The sequence below is a fragment of the Zhouia spongiae genome (assembly GCF_022760175.1).
In the GTDB taxonomy this organism is placed as follows: Bacteria; Bacteroidota; Bacteroidia; order Flavobacteriales; family Flavobacteriaceae; genus Zhouia; species Zhouia spongiae.
In genome coordinates this window covers 2,102,837-2,119,810 of the sequence record NZ_CP094326.1, presented here as the reverse complement: position 1 = coordinate 2,119,810, position 16,974 = coordinate 2,102,837, and the positions used below count along the sequence as shown (strand labels likewise).

12 protein-coding genes are annotated in these 16,974 nt (G+C 39.4%); 4 read left to right on the top strand and 8 right to left on the bottom strand.

The genetic code is table 11. From position 1 onward, the window contains the following. Positions 1-422 precede the first annotated feature (422 nt). The gene (locus tag MQE36_RS09240; RefSeq protein WP_242935695.1) at positions 423-722 is read left to right on the top strand and encodes an HPF/RaiA family ribosome-associated protein; all 300 of its coding nucleotides are present in this window, start codon (positions 423-425) and stop codon (positions 720-722) included. Positions 723-791: 69 nt separating this feature from the next. Here MQE36_RS09240 and secDF read toward each other — a convergent pair whose 3' ends face one another. From secDF to MQE36_RS09225, 3 genes are all read right to left on the bottom strand, one after another. Further along, complete coding sequence (secDF, locus tag MQE36_RS09235; RefSeq protein WP_242935694.1) at positions 792-3,770, bottom strand: protein translocase subunit SecDF; 2,979 nt, start codon at positions 3,768-3,770, stop codon at positions 792-794. A gap of 143 nt (positions 3,771-3,913) precedes the next feature. Further along, complete coding sequence (gene mdh / locus MQE36_RS09230) at positions 3,914-4,849, bottom strand: malate dehydrogenase (RefSeq protein ID WP_242935693.1); 936 nt, start codon at positions 4,847-4,849, stop codon at positions 3,914-3,916. Between the two features lie 134 nt (positions 4,850-4,983). Continuing rightward, positions 4,984-5,991: a DUF6588 family protein gene (locus tag MQE36_RS09225; RefSeq protein WP_242935692.1), complete on the bottom strand. Its 1,008-nt coding sequence runs from the start codon at positions 5,989-5,991 to the stop codon at positions 4,984-4,986. Between the two features lie 174 nt (positions 5,992-6,165). Between MQE36_RS09225 and MQE36_RS09220 the strand changes: the two genes are divergently transcribed. Further along, on the top strand, positions 6,166-6,807 hold the full coding sequence (locus MQE36_RS09220; protein ID WP_242935691.1) for an OmpW/AlkL family protein: 642 nt from the start codon (positions 6,166-6,168) through the stop codon (positions 6,805-6,807). A 52-nt stretch (positions 6,808-6,859) separates the two neighbouring features. Here the strand turns inward: MQE36_RS09220 and gyrB are convergent, their stop codons facing one another. Next, entirely contained in the window at positions 6,860-8,800 is a 1,941-nt protein-coding gene (gyrB, locus tag MQE36_RS09215; protein ID WP_242935690.1) for a DNA topoisomerase (ATP-hydrolyzing) subunit B, read from the bottom strand. 175 nt (positions 8,801-8,975) lie between these two features. Further along, positions 8,976-10,646: an asparagine synthase B gene (asnB, locus tag MQE36_RS09210; RefSeq protein WP_242935689.1), complete on the bottom strand. Its 1,671-nt coding sequence runs from the start codon at positions 10,644-10,646 to the stop codon at positions 8,976-8,978. A 262-nt stretch (positions 10,647-10,908) separates the two neighbouring features. Between asnB and MQE36_RS09205 the strand changes: the two genes are divergently transcribed. Continuing rightward, positions 10,909-11,451, top strand: coding sequence for a DUF2911 domain-containing protein (locus MQE36_RS09205; RefSeq protein ID WP_242935688.1), 543 nt, complete (start codon positions 10,909-10,911; stop codon positions 11,449-11,451). Positions 11,452-11,523: 72 nt separating this feature from the next. Here the strand turns inward: MQE36_RS09205 and MQE36_RS09200 are convergent, their stop codons facing one another. After that, the gene (locus MQE36_RS09200; protein WP_242938833.1) at positions 11,524-13,158 is read right to left on the bottom strand and encodes an amidohydrolase; all 1,635 of its coding nucleotides are present in this window, start codon (positions 13,156-13,158) and stop codon (positions 11,524-11,526) included. Positions 13,159-13,404: 246 nt separating this feature from the next. Between MQE36_RS09200 and MQE36_RS09195 the strand changes: the two genes are divergently transcribed. After that, on the top strand, positions 13,405-15,624 hold the full coding sequence (locus tag MQE36_RS09195) for an FUSC family protein (RefSeq protein ID WP_242935687.1): 2,220 nt from the start codon (positions 13,405-13,407) through the stop codon (positions 15,622-15,624). Here the strand turns inward: MQE36_RS09195 and MQE36_RS09190 are convergent. Both MQE36_RS09190 and MQE36_RS09185 read right to left on the bottom strand, forming a co-directional pair. Next, positions 15,621-15,989 carry a cupin domain-containing protein gene (locus tag MQE36_RS09190; protein ID WP_242935686.1) on the bottom strand — a complete coding sequence of 123 codons (369 nt, stop codon included), beginning with the start codon at positions 15,987-15,989 and terminating at the stop codon, positions 15,621-15,623. The two genes, MQE36_RS09195 and MQE36_RS09190, sit on opposite strands and share 4 nt — an antisense overlap. 8 nt (positions 15,990-15,997) lie before the next feature. Further along, positions 15,998-16,972: a YitT family protein gene (locus tag MQE36_RS09185; RefSeq protein WP_242935685.1), complete on the bottom strand. Its 975-nt coding sequence runs from the start codon at positions 16,970-16,972 to the stop codon at positions 15,998-16,000. Positions 16,973-16,974: the final 2 nt, after the last annotated feature.

The following is a 16,974-nucleotide window of genomic DNA, read 5'->3' as shown; positions in this document are numbered from 1 at the left end:
ATTATCATTCTAACGACCATCATCATACAGTAAATTGATGTATCACGACATCCTGCATCCTCTGTAAACCATAAAATCCCCGTCTGCTTTTGGAGCGTTGCCTGTTAAGAAAGGTTTGCTATGGGAAAGGTAGCATCACACGTTTTAAGGGTTGCCTTCTTCAAATACTGAAACAATGGGATAATAATCCGGTTCTCCGTTTGGCAGCCTGGTTGACCTTCCTGAAAACATCATTAATATCATTTGAACTGATTTTAATTCGGCGCATGATTTTAGTCATTTTATAAATTCCTTTTTTACTGTTATTTTATCAATATAAAATCATGGTGATGTCGATATAAATCCGTAAATTTTAGTACGGTTTCACGGAATTATATCCAGGTCTCCAATAAACCTTATGTCAAACCTTAAAAGTATTTCTTATGAAAATAGATATTCAATTCGAAAAAATGAAAACTAACAGCTATGTAGAAAGCTTAGCTAGCAGAAAATTAAAAGATTTAGGAGAAAAATACGATTGGATTTTTAATGCGGACGTTTTTTTTAAGAAAGATAATGACGCCAAAGGTAAGGGAAGAATTTGCAAAATAAGATTAAGAGTACCGGGCTATGATTTATTTGCTTCTACTGACGATGAATCTTTTGAAATTGCTTTAGCAGAAACTTTAAAAGATCTGGAGAGACAAATACGAAAAAGAAAAACTCAAATGAGTACTCATTAAGTTAGGCTAATCTCATAAAAAAATCCACCTGCAAAACAGGTGGATTTTTTTATTTATAAAGGGATATTCCTATTCCTCTTTTTTCTTCCCTGATGTTACAGACTTTTTAAGAGTGTCATACATTACAGGAGTTGCAATAAACAATGAAGAATAAGTACCTACGCCGATACCTATAATCATTGCAAACATAAACCCTCTTAACGACTCACCTCCGAATATGAATATAGTGATCAATACCACCAAAGTAGTCATCGATGTATTCAATGTTCTTCCTAAAGTACTGTTCAATGCAAAGTTAACGTTGTTCCCGGCACTCCAGCCTTTTTCATTGATAACCTCCCTGATTCTGTCAAAAATAATTACTGTATCGTTCAATGAATAACCTATCACCGTCAGGATGGCAGCAATAAACGCCTGGTCTATTTCCATGTTGAAAGGCATGAACTTATAAGTTAATGAGAAGATACCCAATACGATAATCACATCGTGGAAAACAGCTGCTACAGCCCCTAAAGAGAATTGCCATTTCGTAAAACGCAATAAAATATACATGAATACGATCGCTAATGAACCCAGAATCGCCCAAACCGCATTTTTCTTAATATCATCTGCAATGGTAGGACCTACCTTAATAGATTGCAGAATTCCGATCTTAGCATCTTCACTACCGCCTAAGAATTGCTCGTAAGTAGTTCCTTCCGGTAAATATTTAAGAAGTGACTCGTATAACTTCTGTTGAATTTCCTGGTCAACTTCAGTTGCTTCTTCATCTACTTTATACTTCGTAGTTACTTTTACCTGGTTAGGACCTCCGAAAGTTTTCACTTCCGTACTTCCAAAAACAGCATCCAGTTCCGCATCAATTTCAGATGGATTTACAGGATGTTCGAAACGGATCTGATACGAACGTCCTCCTACGAAATCAACTCCCTGGTTAAGGCCTAAACTAAATAGCGACCCTAAACTTATTACCAAGGCAATACCAGAAATGATATATGCAACTTTACGTTTTGACAAGAAATCGATATTTACATTTTTGAATAGGTTCTTGGTTGCTCCGGTATAAAAATCTAACGATCTTCCTTTCTTCTCTACATACCATTCTATTAACAAACGTGTAACGAAAATAGCTGTGAATAATGAAGTAATAATACCTATTAGTAAGGTAGTTGCGAAACCTTGAATCGGACCTGTACCGAATACCAAGAGAATTAATGCCGTAAGTCCGGTAGTAATATTTGCATCAAGGATCGAAGACAATGCATTTTTGAAACCATCGTCGATAGCCTGTTTCTTACCTTTTCCTTTTAATACTTCTTCTTTGATACGTTCGTAAATAATTACGTTGGCATCGACCGCCATACCAATGGTCAATACAATACCTGCAATACCAGGTAAGGTAAGAACCGCACCTAATCCGGCCAATACTCCGAAAATTAAAAGTATGTTGAACGATAAAGCTATATCAGAGAAGATACCGGCCTTACCATAATAGAAAATCATCCAAACCAATACAATAATCATTGCTATTAAGAATGACATCATACCGCTGTTGATCGCTTCATGTCCTAATGAAGGCCCTACTACTTCTGACGAAATAATATCTGCTGAAGCAGGAAGCTTACCTGCTCTTAATACATTCGCCAAGTCAATTGCTTCATTTAGCGTGAAATTACCTGAAATCTCAGAATTTCCACCGCTAATAGGCCCGCTGCTAACCCCTGGTGCCGAATATACTATATCATCAAGGACAATAGCAATGTTCCCCTGCTCTCTAAAAGCCTTTCCTGTAAGTTCTTCCCAGATTCTGGCTCCTTTACCGTCCATCTGCATAGACACAGACGGCCTGTTCCCCAAATCATAACTTTGAGAAGCATCTGTAATCACACTACCACTTAAAGGAGGGATCCCTTCTCTGTTAGATTTCAGAGCATAAAGCTCAACCAGTTCAGAATCTTTGGCCGGCTTGCCCCAAACTAATTTTGCCGTTTTTAATTCGGCCGGACGCGCCTGGACAACCTGAGGCATTTTCAGGTATCCGTTAACTTCAGCCGTATCTTTTAATGCGAAAGTTGCAATAACAGGGCTTCCCTGGAAACCTGGTTGTACCATTAAGCTTAATAATGGATTCGATTGTGCAACATCTAAAGAATCTGTTGAAATATCAGAAAGCAGCGAATCGATCTCTGTTTCTTCCTGTACCGGCTCTGAAGCTACTGTTTCAGCATCTACAATACCCTTAAGGATTTCGTCAGCAGATACCAGATAAGGTAATATCTGATCTGCCTTGAATGTTTCCCAGAACTCTAATTGCGCTGTGCTCTGTAATAAACTTTTTACACGATCAATGTCCTTTGCTCCCGGAAGCTCGACAAGGATTCTCCCTGAAGTTCCTAAACGCTGAATGTTAGGCTGGGTAACCCCGAATTTATCGATACGCTTACGCAATACTTCAAAAGCCGATGTAATCGACTCATCAACTTTACGACGGATAACAGGACGCGCTTCCTCGTCTGTCATCTGGAAATTTATATCGTTGCTCAGTGCTTTATTTGCAAAAATATCAGGAGAAGCTAACTTGGTACTTCCGGCAGAAACCTCAGAAAATTTCTCGAAGAACAGATCGAGATATGTATCCTGACTGTTTTTTGCAGCTTCACTGGCTTCATCCAGAGCCTTGTTAAATACAGGATCTTTTGAGTTATTGGCCAATCCTTTCAAGATATCCTTAACTGAAATCTGCAGAATTACGTTAATACCTCCTTTAAGATCGAGTCCTTTGTTTAGCTCCTTCTCCTTTGCTTCATTGTAAGTAAAGCTGGCAACACCGATGTTATAAACTGTCTGATTGCCAATAGAATCTAAATAACTTGCTTCCTCTACCTCTCTTTTTGCTACATAATTGTCTTCATCTGAAGAAATTTTGTTGATAGCAAAATCTTCGGCCTCTCCTTCTATTTTATTGATTATAAAAGTAAACGATAGCTGATAGATACTAACGATACCAAATAAAATAGCAAAAAGCCTAATAAGTCCCTTGTTTTGCATCCTAAATTTTATTTAATAGTCAAATTTTAAAAACGAGCAAATATAAAATTTACACGATGATAAACCAATTTATTTTAAGGTTACTATACAAAAAATCCTGCTTGAAATCAATTCAGCAGGATTTTTTGAAAGTATTTATATTATTATTTCAAAACTTCGCTAAGTGCTCCGTTGGTTTTACTAACCGCTTCAGCACTTGAAACAAGCTTTGCTTTTTCTGCTTCGTCCAGTTCTATTTCTACGATTTTTTCTATACCATTTTTGCCAATGATAACAGGAACCCCTATAGAAATATCGTTAAGTCCGTATTCTCCTTCTAAAAATGCCGAACAAGGGAACATTTTTTTCTGATCGCACGCAATGGCCTGTACCATTGCTGAAACAGCCGCACCAGGTGCATACCATGCGCTGGTTCCCAGTAATTTAGTAAGGGTTGCCCCCCCCACTTTTGTATCTTCCATAACCTGGTTCAAACGATCTTCAGAAATGAATTTCGATACCGGAACACTGTTCCTTGTAGCCAAACGGGTTAAAGGAATCATACCTGTATCACTATGTCCTCCGATGACCATACCGTCTACATCAGAAATAGGGGCTTCCAAAGCTTCAGCCAGTCTATATTTAAAACGCGCACTATCCAGAGCCCCACCCATACCTATGATTCTGTTTTTAGGCAGCCCGGTTACTTTATGAGCCAAATAGGTCATGGTATCCATAGGGTTACTTACAACGATAATAATTGCATTTGGTGAATGTTGTAAAAGGTTTTCGGTAACAGATTTAACTATCCCGGCATTAATTCCGATAAGTTCCTCACGGGTCATACCCGGTTTGCGGGGAATACCGCTGGTAATCACAGCCACGTCACTGTCAGCCGTTTTCGTATAATCGTTTGTTGAACCTGTGATCTTAGTATCAAATCCATTTAATGAAGCTGTCTGCATCAGGTCCATTGCCTTTCCTTCAGCAACCCCTTCTTTGATATCCACCAAAACAACTTCGGATGCAAAATCTTTAATCGCAATGTATTCGGCACAACTTGCACCAACGGCACCAGCACCTACTACTGTAACTTTCATATGATATATTTTTTATTATTTGATAAATTAAAAACGCTAGCAAAGTTCGTTAAATTTATTGATTATCCATAGTTTAAACAACGAAAAAAGGAGCTAAAAACAGCTCCTTTTTCATAATTCATCTCCGTTTTTTATTATCTGAATCCGAAATTAATTCCTAAATTAAAGCTATCAAATGCAGCCATCGTATAATCTGCATTTATTCTGAAAAACCCAAGTTTTAATTTCGTCCCGAGGGTTACCCTTGCCCCCGAAACTTTACTATCCACTGAAAAAGGATCGACAATTGTTTCCGACTGAAACGGTCCTTGTTCAACCACATAAGTACCTAACAAATCTGTATCGGATTTTCCTGCAAGATACCCTATGCTTCCATAAAAATTAATTACGGGCAATTTAGTAGAGGCAATCAGGCCAAACATCCAGGTATCTGCCTTGGTTTGTATGCGTTGATTCTCACCTGCAATAACCTCAGTTTCCGTAAAATCGTATTCTCCGTTTAAATGTGAATACGAGATCAATCCGGAAACGGCCACCGGCAGTAGTTTATCAGCAGGCAGCCATGCTGAGAGTTCATGTTGCACCCCAAAACCATAATATGTCATTGCCGCATCATCATAAGAGGTTTTCGGGAACAGCCTGACCTTGACTTCAGTATGTTTTATCAATCCGATACTTGCCTGTAAAACCGCCGTCGGGATAAAATTAATATGCTCACTTGCCAAACCGGATGGCAGCCGGAAGACTGCATCATCCAGAGTGCCGGGCTGACCACCATCTACAAATACCTCTATCCCTTCGATATCCCCAAGGGCCGTTGACACCTCCTTACTGATGCTTCCGTCCGAAAATTGCAGATTTTCATACCGGGAAGTATCTAAAACAAATGATTTTTTGCCATCCTTGATAAGGCTTCCGTTCACTATCAATGAAATCTCAAAGCCCAGAAAAGGTTTAACTCTTGCCGAATTAAACCACCCGTTATTCATTCCGTACATTAAACCATCGCCTGCGGGAGACAGATAATCCTGAGTAAAACGTTGTGCGTCATTCACCCCGGCAGCCAATAAATCGTTAATATTCTCCTGCGCATTCGACATCAGTCCAGCACAAAGGAAAAGTGCAGTAGTAATTTTCTTCATGTTATATTGATTTGGTGGGCCTAAAATAAAAATAAAAAAATATATCCGTGCCGGTTTCTAAACATTTCGCGAAAGTAATGTCAGCATTTAAAAAGTAGTCAAAAAACTATGACTTTTATCATCTGACACCCTCTTTAGTCCGTTTACTTTAGCCAAAATTTCAAAATCATAATCATGAGAAAAATCCTTTTTATATCCTTTTTGGTTCTAGGTTCAATGAAGCTATTTGCTCAAAACACCTCATCTAAAGATTACAGCAAATGGCAGATGAGGCTTCGTTTTATTTCAGTCACCCCGAATGAAAGTGCAAATATTGAAGCTATTGGCGGAGATGTGTCCATTTCCAGCTCATACGTCCCTGAACTTGATTTTACTTATTTTATTACAGAGAATTGGGCAGCAGAGCTTATTCTGGGGACAACAAACCACGATGTTGAAGCAAAAAACACTTCTGTCGGAAATATCGATCTGGGTGATGTATGGCTACTCCCGCCTACCTTAACTTTTCAATACCATTTTACAGGCGGAAAAGCCAAACCTTATCTCGGTGCCGGGGTAAATTATACTATTTTCTACGGAGCAGACAACGGACCGGTGGCAAATGACGTATCGTACGACAATTCATTAGGACTTGCTTTTCAGGGAGGTATTGATTACGCCTTAAACAATAAATGGTTCCTTAATTTTGACATTAAGCATATACGGCTTCAAACTGATGCTACAGTGAACGCAACCGATGCTCTCAGGGCTACCGTAAATGCAGATGTAGACATAAATCCTTTCATTATAGGGATCGGTTTAGGATTGAAATTCTAAAACATAAAAAAAGGGATGTTTCAGAACATCCCTTTTTTATTATTCGCTTTTCTTATGCATCTATATTCGCATAAGCTGCATTCTTTTCTATAAATTCTCTTCGTGGCGGTACCTCATCTCCCATTAACATTGAGAAAATCCTATCGGCTTCCGAACCATTATCAATTGTCACCTGACGTAAAGTCCTAAAATCAGGATTCATCGTCGTATCCCACAACTGCTCAGCGTTCATCTCTCCAAGACCTTTGTATCGCTGAACGTTTACCGAACCTCCAAACTGTTCCGCAAGTGCATCCCGCTCTTTGTCATTCCACGCATACTCTTTCTTAGCTCCTTTTTTCACTAAATACAACGGAGGAGTAGCTATATAAACGTGACCATTTTCTATAAGTTCTTTCATATACCTAAAAAAGAAAGTCAGAATAAGTGTGGCAATGTGAGAACCATCGACATCGGCATCACACATAATGACAACTTTATGGTAACGTAATTTCTCCAGATTAAGCGCCTTACTATCTTCTTCCGTTCCGATAGTAACACCCAGAGCTGTAAAGATATTTTTGATCTCTTCATTTTCAAAAACCTTATGGTGCATCGCTTTTTCAACATTCAGGATTTTACCTCTTAATGGTAAAATGGCCTGAAAATTTCTATCACGTCCCTGCTTGGCGGTACCCCCTGCCGAGTCTCCCTCGACCAGGAATATCTCGCACCTTTCCGGGTCCTGCTCTGAGCAGTCAGATAATTTCCCCGGAAGGCCGCCACCACTCATCACAGTCTTACGCTGTACCATTTCACGGGCTTTTCGAGCCGCATGGCGGGCCTGAGCGGCCAAAATCACTTTCTGCACAATGGTTTTAGCATCATTCGGATGCTCTTCGAGGTAATTCTCCAACATTTCAGATACTGCCTGAGATACAGCCGAAGTTACTTCCCTGTTACCTAACTTTGTCTTGGTTTGACCTTCAAACTGGGGTTCAGCTACTTTTACAGAAACAATAGCCGTCAGTCCCTCACGGAAATCATCTCCGGAAATTTCAAACTTTAGCTTATCGAGCATCCCTGAATTATCTGCATATTTTTTCAAGGTAGTCGTTAACCCTCTTCTAAAACCTGAAAGGTGAGTTCCCCCTTCATGCGTATTAATATTATTCACATAGGAATGCAGGTTTTCGCTGAAAGATGAGTTATATACCATAGCCACCTCAACAGGTATGCCATTCTTTTCTCCTTCCATAGAAACCACATCGGCAATAATAGGCTCACGGTTTCCGTCTAAGTATTTTATAAACTCTTTCAGCCCTTCTTCCGAATGGAACTCTTCTCCTTCATACGCTCCTTTATCATTCTTATGGCGTTTATCCGTCAGGGTTATCTTAATCCCTTTATTCAGGAATGCGAGTTCGCGCATACGGGAAGCCAGGGTATCATAATTATATTCTAATGTCTGCTGGAAAATTGTTCCGTCCGGTTTAAACGTTACCACAGTTCCTCTTAGATCCGTTTCTCCAACAGATTTAACAGGATATAAGGATTTACCCCTTTCGTACTCCTGCTCCCAAATCTTTCCATCGCGATATACGGTCGCTTTTAAATGATCAGACAATGCATTCACACACGATACTCCAACCCCGTGCAAACCTCCTGAAACTTTATACGAATCTTTGTCAAACTTACCTCCCGCACCTATTTTGGTCATTACAACCTCAAGAGCAGAGACACCTTCTTTTTTATGAATATCAACCGGGATACCACGACCATTATCTTCTACGGTTATGGAGTTATCTTCATTTATAGCTACCTTAATCGTATCACAATGTCCGGCCAATGCCTCATCTATCGAGTTATCGACAACCTCATATACCAAATGATGCAATCCGCGGGGACCAACATCACCAATATACATTGAAGGACGCATACGTACGTGTTCTATCCCCTCTAATGCTTGTATACTATCGGCCGAATACTGTTTTTTAGTTACTTCTTCACTCATAAATTCGCTGTTTTTTAAACATTTTGCGCAACAGACAAATATAACAAACTATAGAAGAAAACAAGGTTATGAAAAACATAAAACCTTTCAAGTTATTAACAAAACCTTGTGAAAACTCAACAAAAAAGCGCCACAAAAATGCGGCGCCTAAAAAACTATATCAGACACTAAAAACTTAACCTACATAAGCATCGGTATGCACATTGCTGATAGCCCTTCCCGACGGCTCATTCATATTTTTAAAAGCTTCATCCCACTCCAGCGCAATAGGCGTACTACAGGCTACTGAGGGCACTGAAGGCACTGTTAAAGCTGCGGCATCTGAAGGGAAATGCTCTGCAAATATGGAACGATAATAATACTCTTCCTTAGTTCTGGGGGTTTGAACAGGAAATCTGAATTTTGCATTTTCAAGCTGCTCATCACTCACTTCGGCATCAACCACTTCTTTTAGTGTATCTATCCAGCTATAACCTACCCCATCAGAGAACTGCTCTTTTTGCCTCCATGCGACACTTTCCGGAATATATGACTCAAAAGCCTTACGTATCACCCATTTTTCCATACGCTCTCCGTTTATCATCTTATCTTGCGGATTGATACGCATTGCCACATCTATAAACTCTTTATCCAAGAAAGGTACGCGCCCTTCAATACCCCAGGCTGCCAACGACTTGTTCGCTCTTAAGCAATCGTACTGGTAAAGCTTATCTAACTTACGAACGGTTTCATCGTGAAAATCTTTCGCCGTCGGTGCTTTGTGAAAATACAAATACCCCCCGAACAATTCATCGGCCCCTTCTCCCGAAAGTACCATTTTGATCCCCATTGATTTTATAACCCTCGCCATTAAATACATCGGCGTTGAAGCTCTTACTGTAGTAATATCATATGTTTCCAAATGATAAATAACGTCTTTAATGGCATCTAAACCTTCCTGGATTGTAAATTTTATTTCATGGTGTACGGTACCTATATGGTCTGCCACTTTTCTCGCCGCAGCCAAATCGGGCGAACCTTCAAGCCCCACAGAAAAAGAGTGCAACCTCGGCCACCATGCCTGATCGGCATCATCTGTCTCTATCCTTTTTTCGGCATATTTTTTGGCTATGGCCGAAGTTACAGAAGAATCTAAACCTCCTGATAATAATACACCGTAAGGCACATCACTCATTAACTGCCTGTGAACGGCATCTTCCAAAGCCTGTCGTATGGTAGCGATACTGGTTTCTGCCTCTTTTACAGTTTCGTATTCCGACCAGTCCCGTACATACCATTTTTTTAATTCTCCATCCCGACTATGCAGATAGTGACCCGGAGGAAATATTTCGATCTTGGTACAAACCCCCTCTAAAGCTTTTAACTCAGAAGCAACATAAAAAGTACCGTGCTGATCCCAACCTATATATAGCGGAATAATCCCCATATGATCTCTGGCTACAAAATACTCGTCTTTATCTACGTCATACAGTGCAAAACCAAAAATACCGTTCATATCATCTACAAAATCAACACCTTTTTTCCGGTATAAGGCTAAAATAACCTCACAGTCCGACTGTGTCTGAAAATTATATGCACCTTCAAATTGCTTGCGAAGTTCCCGATGGTTATATATTTCTCCATTCGCTGCCAGAACAAATTTTTGATCTTCGCTAAAAAGGGGCTGGCCTCCTGATGCCGGATCTACAATAGCCAGACGCTCATGCGCCATGATAGCTTTTTCATTGCTGAATATCCCGCTCCAATCCGGACCTCTGTGACGTAACTTTTTACTCATTTCGAGCAACTGAAGTCTTAATACGTCTGCCTTTTCCTTCAAATCAAATGCACAAACAATTCCACACATATCAATATTGTTTTTAGTTCTTAATAATTTCAAGGCAAATATTATATTATGATTTCAATTTAAAAACTAAATTACTTTTTTTGATTTCAAAAAACAACTAATAAAACCAAATATTAACATAAATGAAATAAAAAACATTATTACATCTGAAAGAACGTTATAAATTGTAAGTATGCTTTTTATACAAACATTAACTAAAACCATCTATACAGATTACAGATTAACTAATTAACTTTATGATCTAAAATAAATCGAATAACAAATGAAAAAACTAATCTTTGTACTGACATTGGCCACTACATTTCTGGCTTTCAACGACACAAACGCACAAAAATTCAGCGGGATCGACAAAAGTGTTGCCGACATAGCGTATTACAAAACCGATCGCAATGCTCCACCCAGCATTAAAGTAATTTATTCACGGCCTCTTAAAAAAGGGAGAGCTGTTTTCGGAAGCCTGGTTCCTTACGACAAAGTATGGCGTACCGGTGCCAACGAGGCGACTGAAATAAGACTATACCAAGATATGATGTTCGGAGATAAAGAAATAAAAGCGGGTACCTATACCCTTTTTACCATCCCCGGCTCATCCGAATGGACCATCATCCTTAACAGCGATACCGATGTATGGGGCGCTTATTCATATAAAGAAGAGAATGATGTAGTCAGAATCAAAGTTCCGGTGAGTTCCGGCAATGAATCTTTAGAAGCTTTTTCCATAGCTTTCAAGCAAGATAGCGAGGAGAAAATCGATATGGTTCTAGGTTGGGACACTACCAGAGTTAAAATTCCGTTCACCCTTTAGCATAATTTCAGGCATTGTCAGGATATGCAAATTGAGAACAATCAGCATATCCTGACAATCTTCCCGCCTTCTCTAATTATTTTTTTCAGACATCAACTCGCCCGCAGAATAAGTATGTTCTACATTGATATCAGGAACCTCGTTGATAGGTACCTTCATTACATCCTTGTCTAAAACTATAAAGTCGGCCCATTTACCCGGCTCCAGGCTCCCTTTTTCTTTCTCTTCAAAGTTTGCAAAAGCAGCCCAAATAGTCATCCCCTTCAAAACCTCTTCTCTGGTTAGTGCATCTTTGGTCTGAAATCCATTCTTCGGATAACCATCCAGGTCTTTTCTGGCTACAGCCGCATAGAATGTTAAAAAAGGACTTACTTTTTCAACCGGAAAATCGGTTCCCAATGCAATGATACCGGATTTGTCTAACAATGTTTTATACGCATATGCACCTTCTATACGATCTGCGCCCAGCCTATCTTCAGCCCAATACATATCACTAGTTGCATGGGTTGGCTGTACTGAAGGTATAATTCCCTGACTGAAATAATCCAGGTCTTTACCATCAATTACCTGGGCATGCTCAATACGCCATCGTCTGTCAGGCTTTCCTTCCAAAGCGCTATTATAAGCCTTTAACACTATTGCATTTGCAGAATCGCCAATAGCATGTGTATTCATCTGATACTCGGAAGCAGCAATTCTGTCGGCTATATCATAGACATCCTCCACAGAGGTCACCAGCGCCCCAAAATGATGGTGTTTGTCTGAATACTCTTCTTTTAAAGCCGCTCCTCTGGAACCCAGGGCTCCGTCGCCATAGACTTTAAAAGACCTCACATTTAACCGATCTGTTTTTACGATTCCTTTCGCCAAATAATAATCCAGGTTTTCTTCAGAGTTGCTCACCATCGCATAAACTCTCATTTTAAGGTCTCCGCTTTGTTGTAAACTATCAATCAGCTCAATCACTTCCCTGTCAAGTCCAGCATCACTAACCGTTGTCAATCCGAAGCCAAAACATATCTCCTGGGCCTCGAGCAATGCATTTGCCTGCTCTTCCCTGCTAAGATCCGGCACAACAGCATCTATCATAGCCATTGGATTGTCTATCAGCAGTCCGGTTAACTCTCCGTTTTCCATCACAATTTCACCTCGGGAAGCCTTCGTGTCTTTTGTTATGCCTGCCAGATCCAATGCCTTTTGATTTACTAAATAAGCATGACCATCGATACGTTGCAATACGACAGGGATATCAGGAAACAATTCATCTAACTTATCTTTTACAGGAAACTCCTTCACCTCCCAGTCGTTCTGATCCCAACCGCGACCGAACACAAAACTTTTTTTCTTATCATTTTGAAACGCCACAACCCTTTGTAAAACTTCATCATAACTTTTAGTATCTAATAAATCTACTTTCTGCTGATTGAGACCCAGTCCGAAAAAATGACAATGCGCATCTACTAATCCCGGTAAAATCGTTTTTCCTTTAGCATCCAGAACCCTTTTACCCTCATACTTTTCGATAAGTTCTTCAGATTTTCCCACAGCCTGTATCTTACCGTCTTTAACAGCCATTGCCGCTGCTTTACTAAAAACAGAATCTACTGTATATATATTAGCATTGACAACTAAAAGATCTGCTTTTTTCTTTTTAGTACACGACGCAGTCATGGCCAAAACCAGAAAGAGTAAATAAATTTTCTTCATCCCTTTTATTAAAATCATTGTTAGTTTTTATGTGTTCGCCCGGTAACAGATAGTTGTTCATTTAATTGCTGAAAAACCACATCCCTTTATAATAACGTAAATATAATGTCTTTTCCTAACACTTTGTCAAAGTTAAATTTGTTTCTGTTATCTTACAAGCCATGCAGATATAACTTTAACTTTGCCCCTTACACATAAAGATTTTCAACATAAAGTGTTTTAACTTTGCCCTTCAACAAATGAAATATGCTAAATAAAACAGCGCAGTTTTTTAAAAGCTATCACTTTGCCAAAGGTGTATTGATTACACTCTCTGCCATTATTGCTGTTCTGGCAAGCTATCTGGGCGGTAAAACTGACATAGGAACCTCACTGGCCTTTGGCGTCCTACTCGCTTCAGTTCCGGATATTCCCGGGAATAAAAAACATCGGTTTTACGGTATTTTAATAGCTATTCTTGCCGCAGTTATCAATATTATCCTTATTAACCTTACCTATCACCATCTATACCTCATTATCCCGACACTTGCCATTCTAGTATTTTCGTATGCATATATTTCCGTATACGGCTTCAGGGCCTCATTAGTCTCCTTATCCGGATTATTGGCCATTTCTATCAGCATGGCTCATTTACGGACCGGCAACGATATCTTTATACATGCCGGTTTTACAGCTCTCGGGGGACTCTGGTATTTAGGATTATCTACACTCTATTCTTTCTTAAACCCCACGCAATTTAGCCTGCAACTCCTTTCTGAAATAATGAGCCTTACAGCCGGATATCTGGACACCAGAGCCAGGCTCATCCTGGTTGAAGAAACCGAAAGGGATGAACTTCTAAAAGAATTATTTCAGCTCCAGACCGAACTGAACGAAAAGCACGAGCTCATCAGGTCTGTTTTACTCAATGCCAGAATAAAATCGGGCTCAACCAACTTTATCAAAAGACAGCTATTGGTATTCATCGAACTTGTAGACATGTTAGAACTGGCTATCGCCAACCCTATGAATTACAAGACCATAGACAATACTTTTAAAAAAGACAACAAAAATATCATTACAAGTTTTGCCGCAGTCTCTGAAAACATTGCCATTGAACTAAGGGCACTGTCTTACAAAATCTCAAAAAAGAACCACCATATCGAAGAGGTAGATATCGAGCTACTTCTTTCAAAGGCATTTTCATGCATAGAAAACTACAAGGCTTCAGTAGATATCGAACAAAACCGAAATAAGATACTACTACTAAGACATCTTTATGATTATATCGAACAACAGGTAGAAAAAGTACAAAACATAAAAAGGGTTTTAAAAAAATCCTACAACCTTGTCGAAAGGGAACAAAAATCGCCCAACAAAAAACTCATTACCGTACAAGATTACAGCATTAATATCTTAAGAGAAAACCTTTCTTTTAAATCTCCTATCTTCAAGCACTCCTTGAGACTGTCTATAACCGTTCTGGCCGGTTTCCTCATAGGAAGTTTCTTCTCGATACAAAATGCATATTGGATCATCCTGACCATTATTGTTATCATGCGCCCGAATTACGGACTTACCAAAGAAAGATCCAAAGAACGTATCATCGGCACACTTATTGGCGGTTTGATTGCCACGGCTATTATTTTAACGACCCAAAACCTATTTCTCTACATTACAATCGTTCTTGTTTCTATGACTTTGGCTTTTTCTTTTGTACAGCAGAATTACAAAGCATCCGCCACCTTTATAACCCTTAATATCGTTTTTATATACGCTTTATTGCAACCCGATGCCTTTGAGGTCATTCAATACCGGATCATAGACACAATGCTTGGAGCCGGCCTTGCCATTGCAGCCAATTACACCCTCTGGCCGGCATGGGAATTTTATTACCATAAAGACCTCCTAATCAAATCTATTGAATCCAACATCTATTATTTGAAAGAAGTCAGGTCTCTGTACAATCATAAGATCCGTAAGAACACCCCTTATATCATATCAAGAAAGGAAGCATTTATCGCCATCGGAAATTTAATGGCTGCTTTCCAGCGAATGGCACAAGAACCAAAATCAAAACAAAAAAATTTCATGGAACTCTATGAGGCAGTAGTTGTACAGCATACATTCTTATCTTCTACGGCAGCCTTAGGAACTTATATACAAAATCATCCTACCACTTCCGCTTCAAACGATTTTAATATATATATAGATGAAATTGTCAATTCCCTGAATGAAAGCATCCTGTTATTAAAAGGAAACAATATTACGGAGAAGAACGATTCCATACACACTGATGCTATCAACCAGATCAAATCAAGCTATGCCCTGCTTATTCAAAAAAGACAGGAAGAAATTTTATCCGGAAACACAGTTATTGATGAAGAAACAAAAAGCAAGCTTAAAGAGGCCCATTTAGTAATAGACCTGTTACAATATTTATTCTCTCTTTCTATCAAACTAAAAAAACAGATCAAAGAAATTTAAAATGCTTCCCGATGTACTTTTTCTATTGTAAAAGCCGGTAAACAGATCGCAATATATTCGCATTCCTCATTAAACGGATTTGAATACTGGACTTTAGTGTTTTTTTCAATTTTAATAGATTGCCCTGCCTCCAGCACGATCTTTTCACCATCGACCACAAATTGTTTTTTACCCCGGATGATATAGGTATATTCATCAAATTCGGGTATCTGGAATGGCTCACTCCAGTTCGGCGGCGCAACCATATGTGCTATACTGAGCTGTTCTCCTCCTTTCGAAGCCGTTCCAAAATGTTCTTCTATAAGCTTTCCGTCCTCAGTCGGCACTACAAACGGGGCTTTCTGAACTATATATCTCTTTCTCATTTTAACACCTACTTTAATGGTTTTTTCTTGATCATCCCCCCTTTAATATCTTTAACAATATCCATAACCACAAAAGCTTTTTTATCTATTTTATCTATCTCCGTACTCAACCTGGCCAATTCCAGTCTCGTAACAACTGTATATATAATTTCAGTGGCGATCCGTTCTTCCCCGTATTTGCTGTATCCTCTCCTTCCGTGATAAATCGTACAGGCTCTTCCCATTTTCTGAGTAAGCATGAGCCTTATTTCTTCACTCCTTCCCGACACGATCGTAACCCCTATGTATTCCTCGACCCCATCAACTACAAAATCGACGGTTTTAGCCGCTGCCAAATATGTTAAAATGGCGTAAAGCGCTGTCTCTACCGTTAACAAATATGCTCCAACAGAAAATATAATAATATTTATGATCAATAACACATCACCGACCGTGAGATGTAGTTTTCTGCTCAGGTAAATTGCCAGCACTTCAGTTCCGTCTATAACACCACCGCCCCTCATCGCCATACCTATTCCCAGTCCGAGAAAAAAACCACCGAATACCGCTATCAGCAATTTATCATCTGTAATGGTCGGATAAGGGACAAAATGTACCACAATGGCCAGAGCCATTATTGCCAATATGCTTTTTACGGCAAACTTTTTACTAATGGTTTTGGCTCCGAGAATCAGAAAAGGAATATTTACCATTAATAATAAAACTCCGAGGGAAAAATTAGAGATTACCTGAAGTAACAGGGATATTCCGGTAGCTCCTCCGTCAATAAACTGATTCGGAAGCAAAAAGCCTTTTAAGCCAAATCCCGCAGAAAAAACACCGATTACAATAAACAGCACCTCTTTAACGGTATGGGCAAACTCTACCTGTAGAGCCCTAACCTCTCCCACCAGTTCCCTGTTAGTAAAATCAGTCTGTCCGGTTTTAGCTTTCAAACGGTTCTTTGCCCTCCTGATATAGAGCAACTGAGAGATGATGTTCATCT

Coding starts and splice junctions, on each gene's coding strand:
- MQE36_RS09240 (WP_242935695.1), top strand. CDS start 423: ATGAAAATAGATATTCAATTCGAAAAAATGAAAACTAACAGCTATGTA.
- secDF (WP_242935694.1), bottom strand. CDS start 3,770: ATGCAAAACAAGGGACTTATTAGGCTTTTTGCTATTTTATTTGGTATC.
- mdh (WP_242935693.1), bottom strand. CDS start 4,849: ATGAAAGTTACAGTAGTAGGTGCTGGTGCCGTTGGTGCAAGTTGTGCC.
- MQE36_RS09225 (WP_242935692.1), bottom strand. CDS start 5,991: ATGAAGAAAATTACTACTGCACTTTTCCTTTGTGCTGGACTGATGTCG.
- MQE36_RS09220 (WP_242935691.1), top strand. CDS start 6,166: ATGAGAAAAATCCTTTTTATATCCTTTTTGGTTCTAGGTTCAATGAAG.
- gyrB (WP_242935690.1), bottom strand. CDS start 8,800: ATGAGTGAAGAAGTAACTAAAAAACAGTATTCGGCCGATAGTATACAA.
- asnB (WP_242935689.1), bottom strand. CDS start 10,646: ATGTGTGGAATTGTTTGTGCATTTGATTTGAAGGAAAAGGCAGACGTA.
- MQE36_RS09205 (WP_242935688.1), top strand. CDS start 10,909: ATGAAAAAACTAATCTTTGTACTGACATTGGCCACTACATTTCTGGCT.
- MQE36_RS09200 (WP_242938833.1), bottom strand. CDS start 13,158: ATGAAGAAAATTTATTTACTCTTTCTGGTTTTGGCCATGACTGCGTCG.
- MQE36_RS09195 (WP_242935687.1), top strand. CDS start 13,405: ATGCTAAATAAAACAGCGCAGTTTTTTAAAAGCTATCACTTTGCCAAA.
- MQE36_RS09190 (WP_242935686.1), bottom strand. CDS start 15,989: ATGAGAAAGAGATATATAGTTCAGAAAGCCCCGTTTGTAGTGCCGACT.
- MQE36_RS09185 (WP_242935685.1), bottom strand. CDS start 16,972: ATGAACATCATCTCTCAGTTGCTCTATATCAGGAGGGCAAAGAACCGT.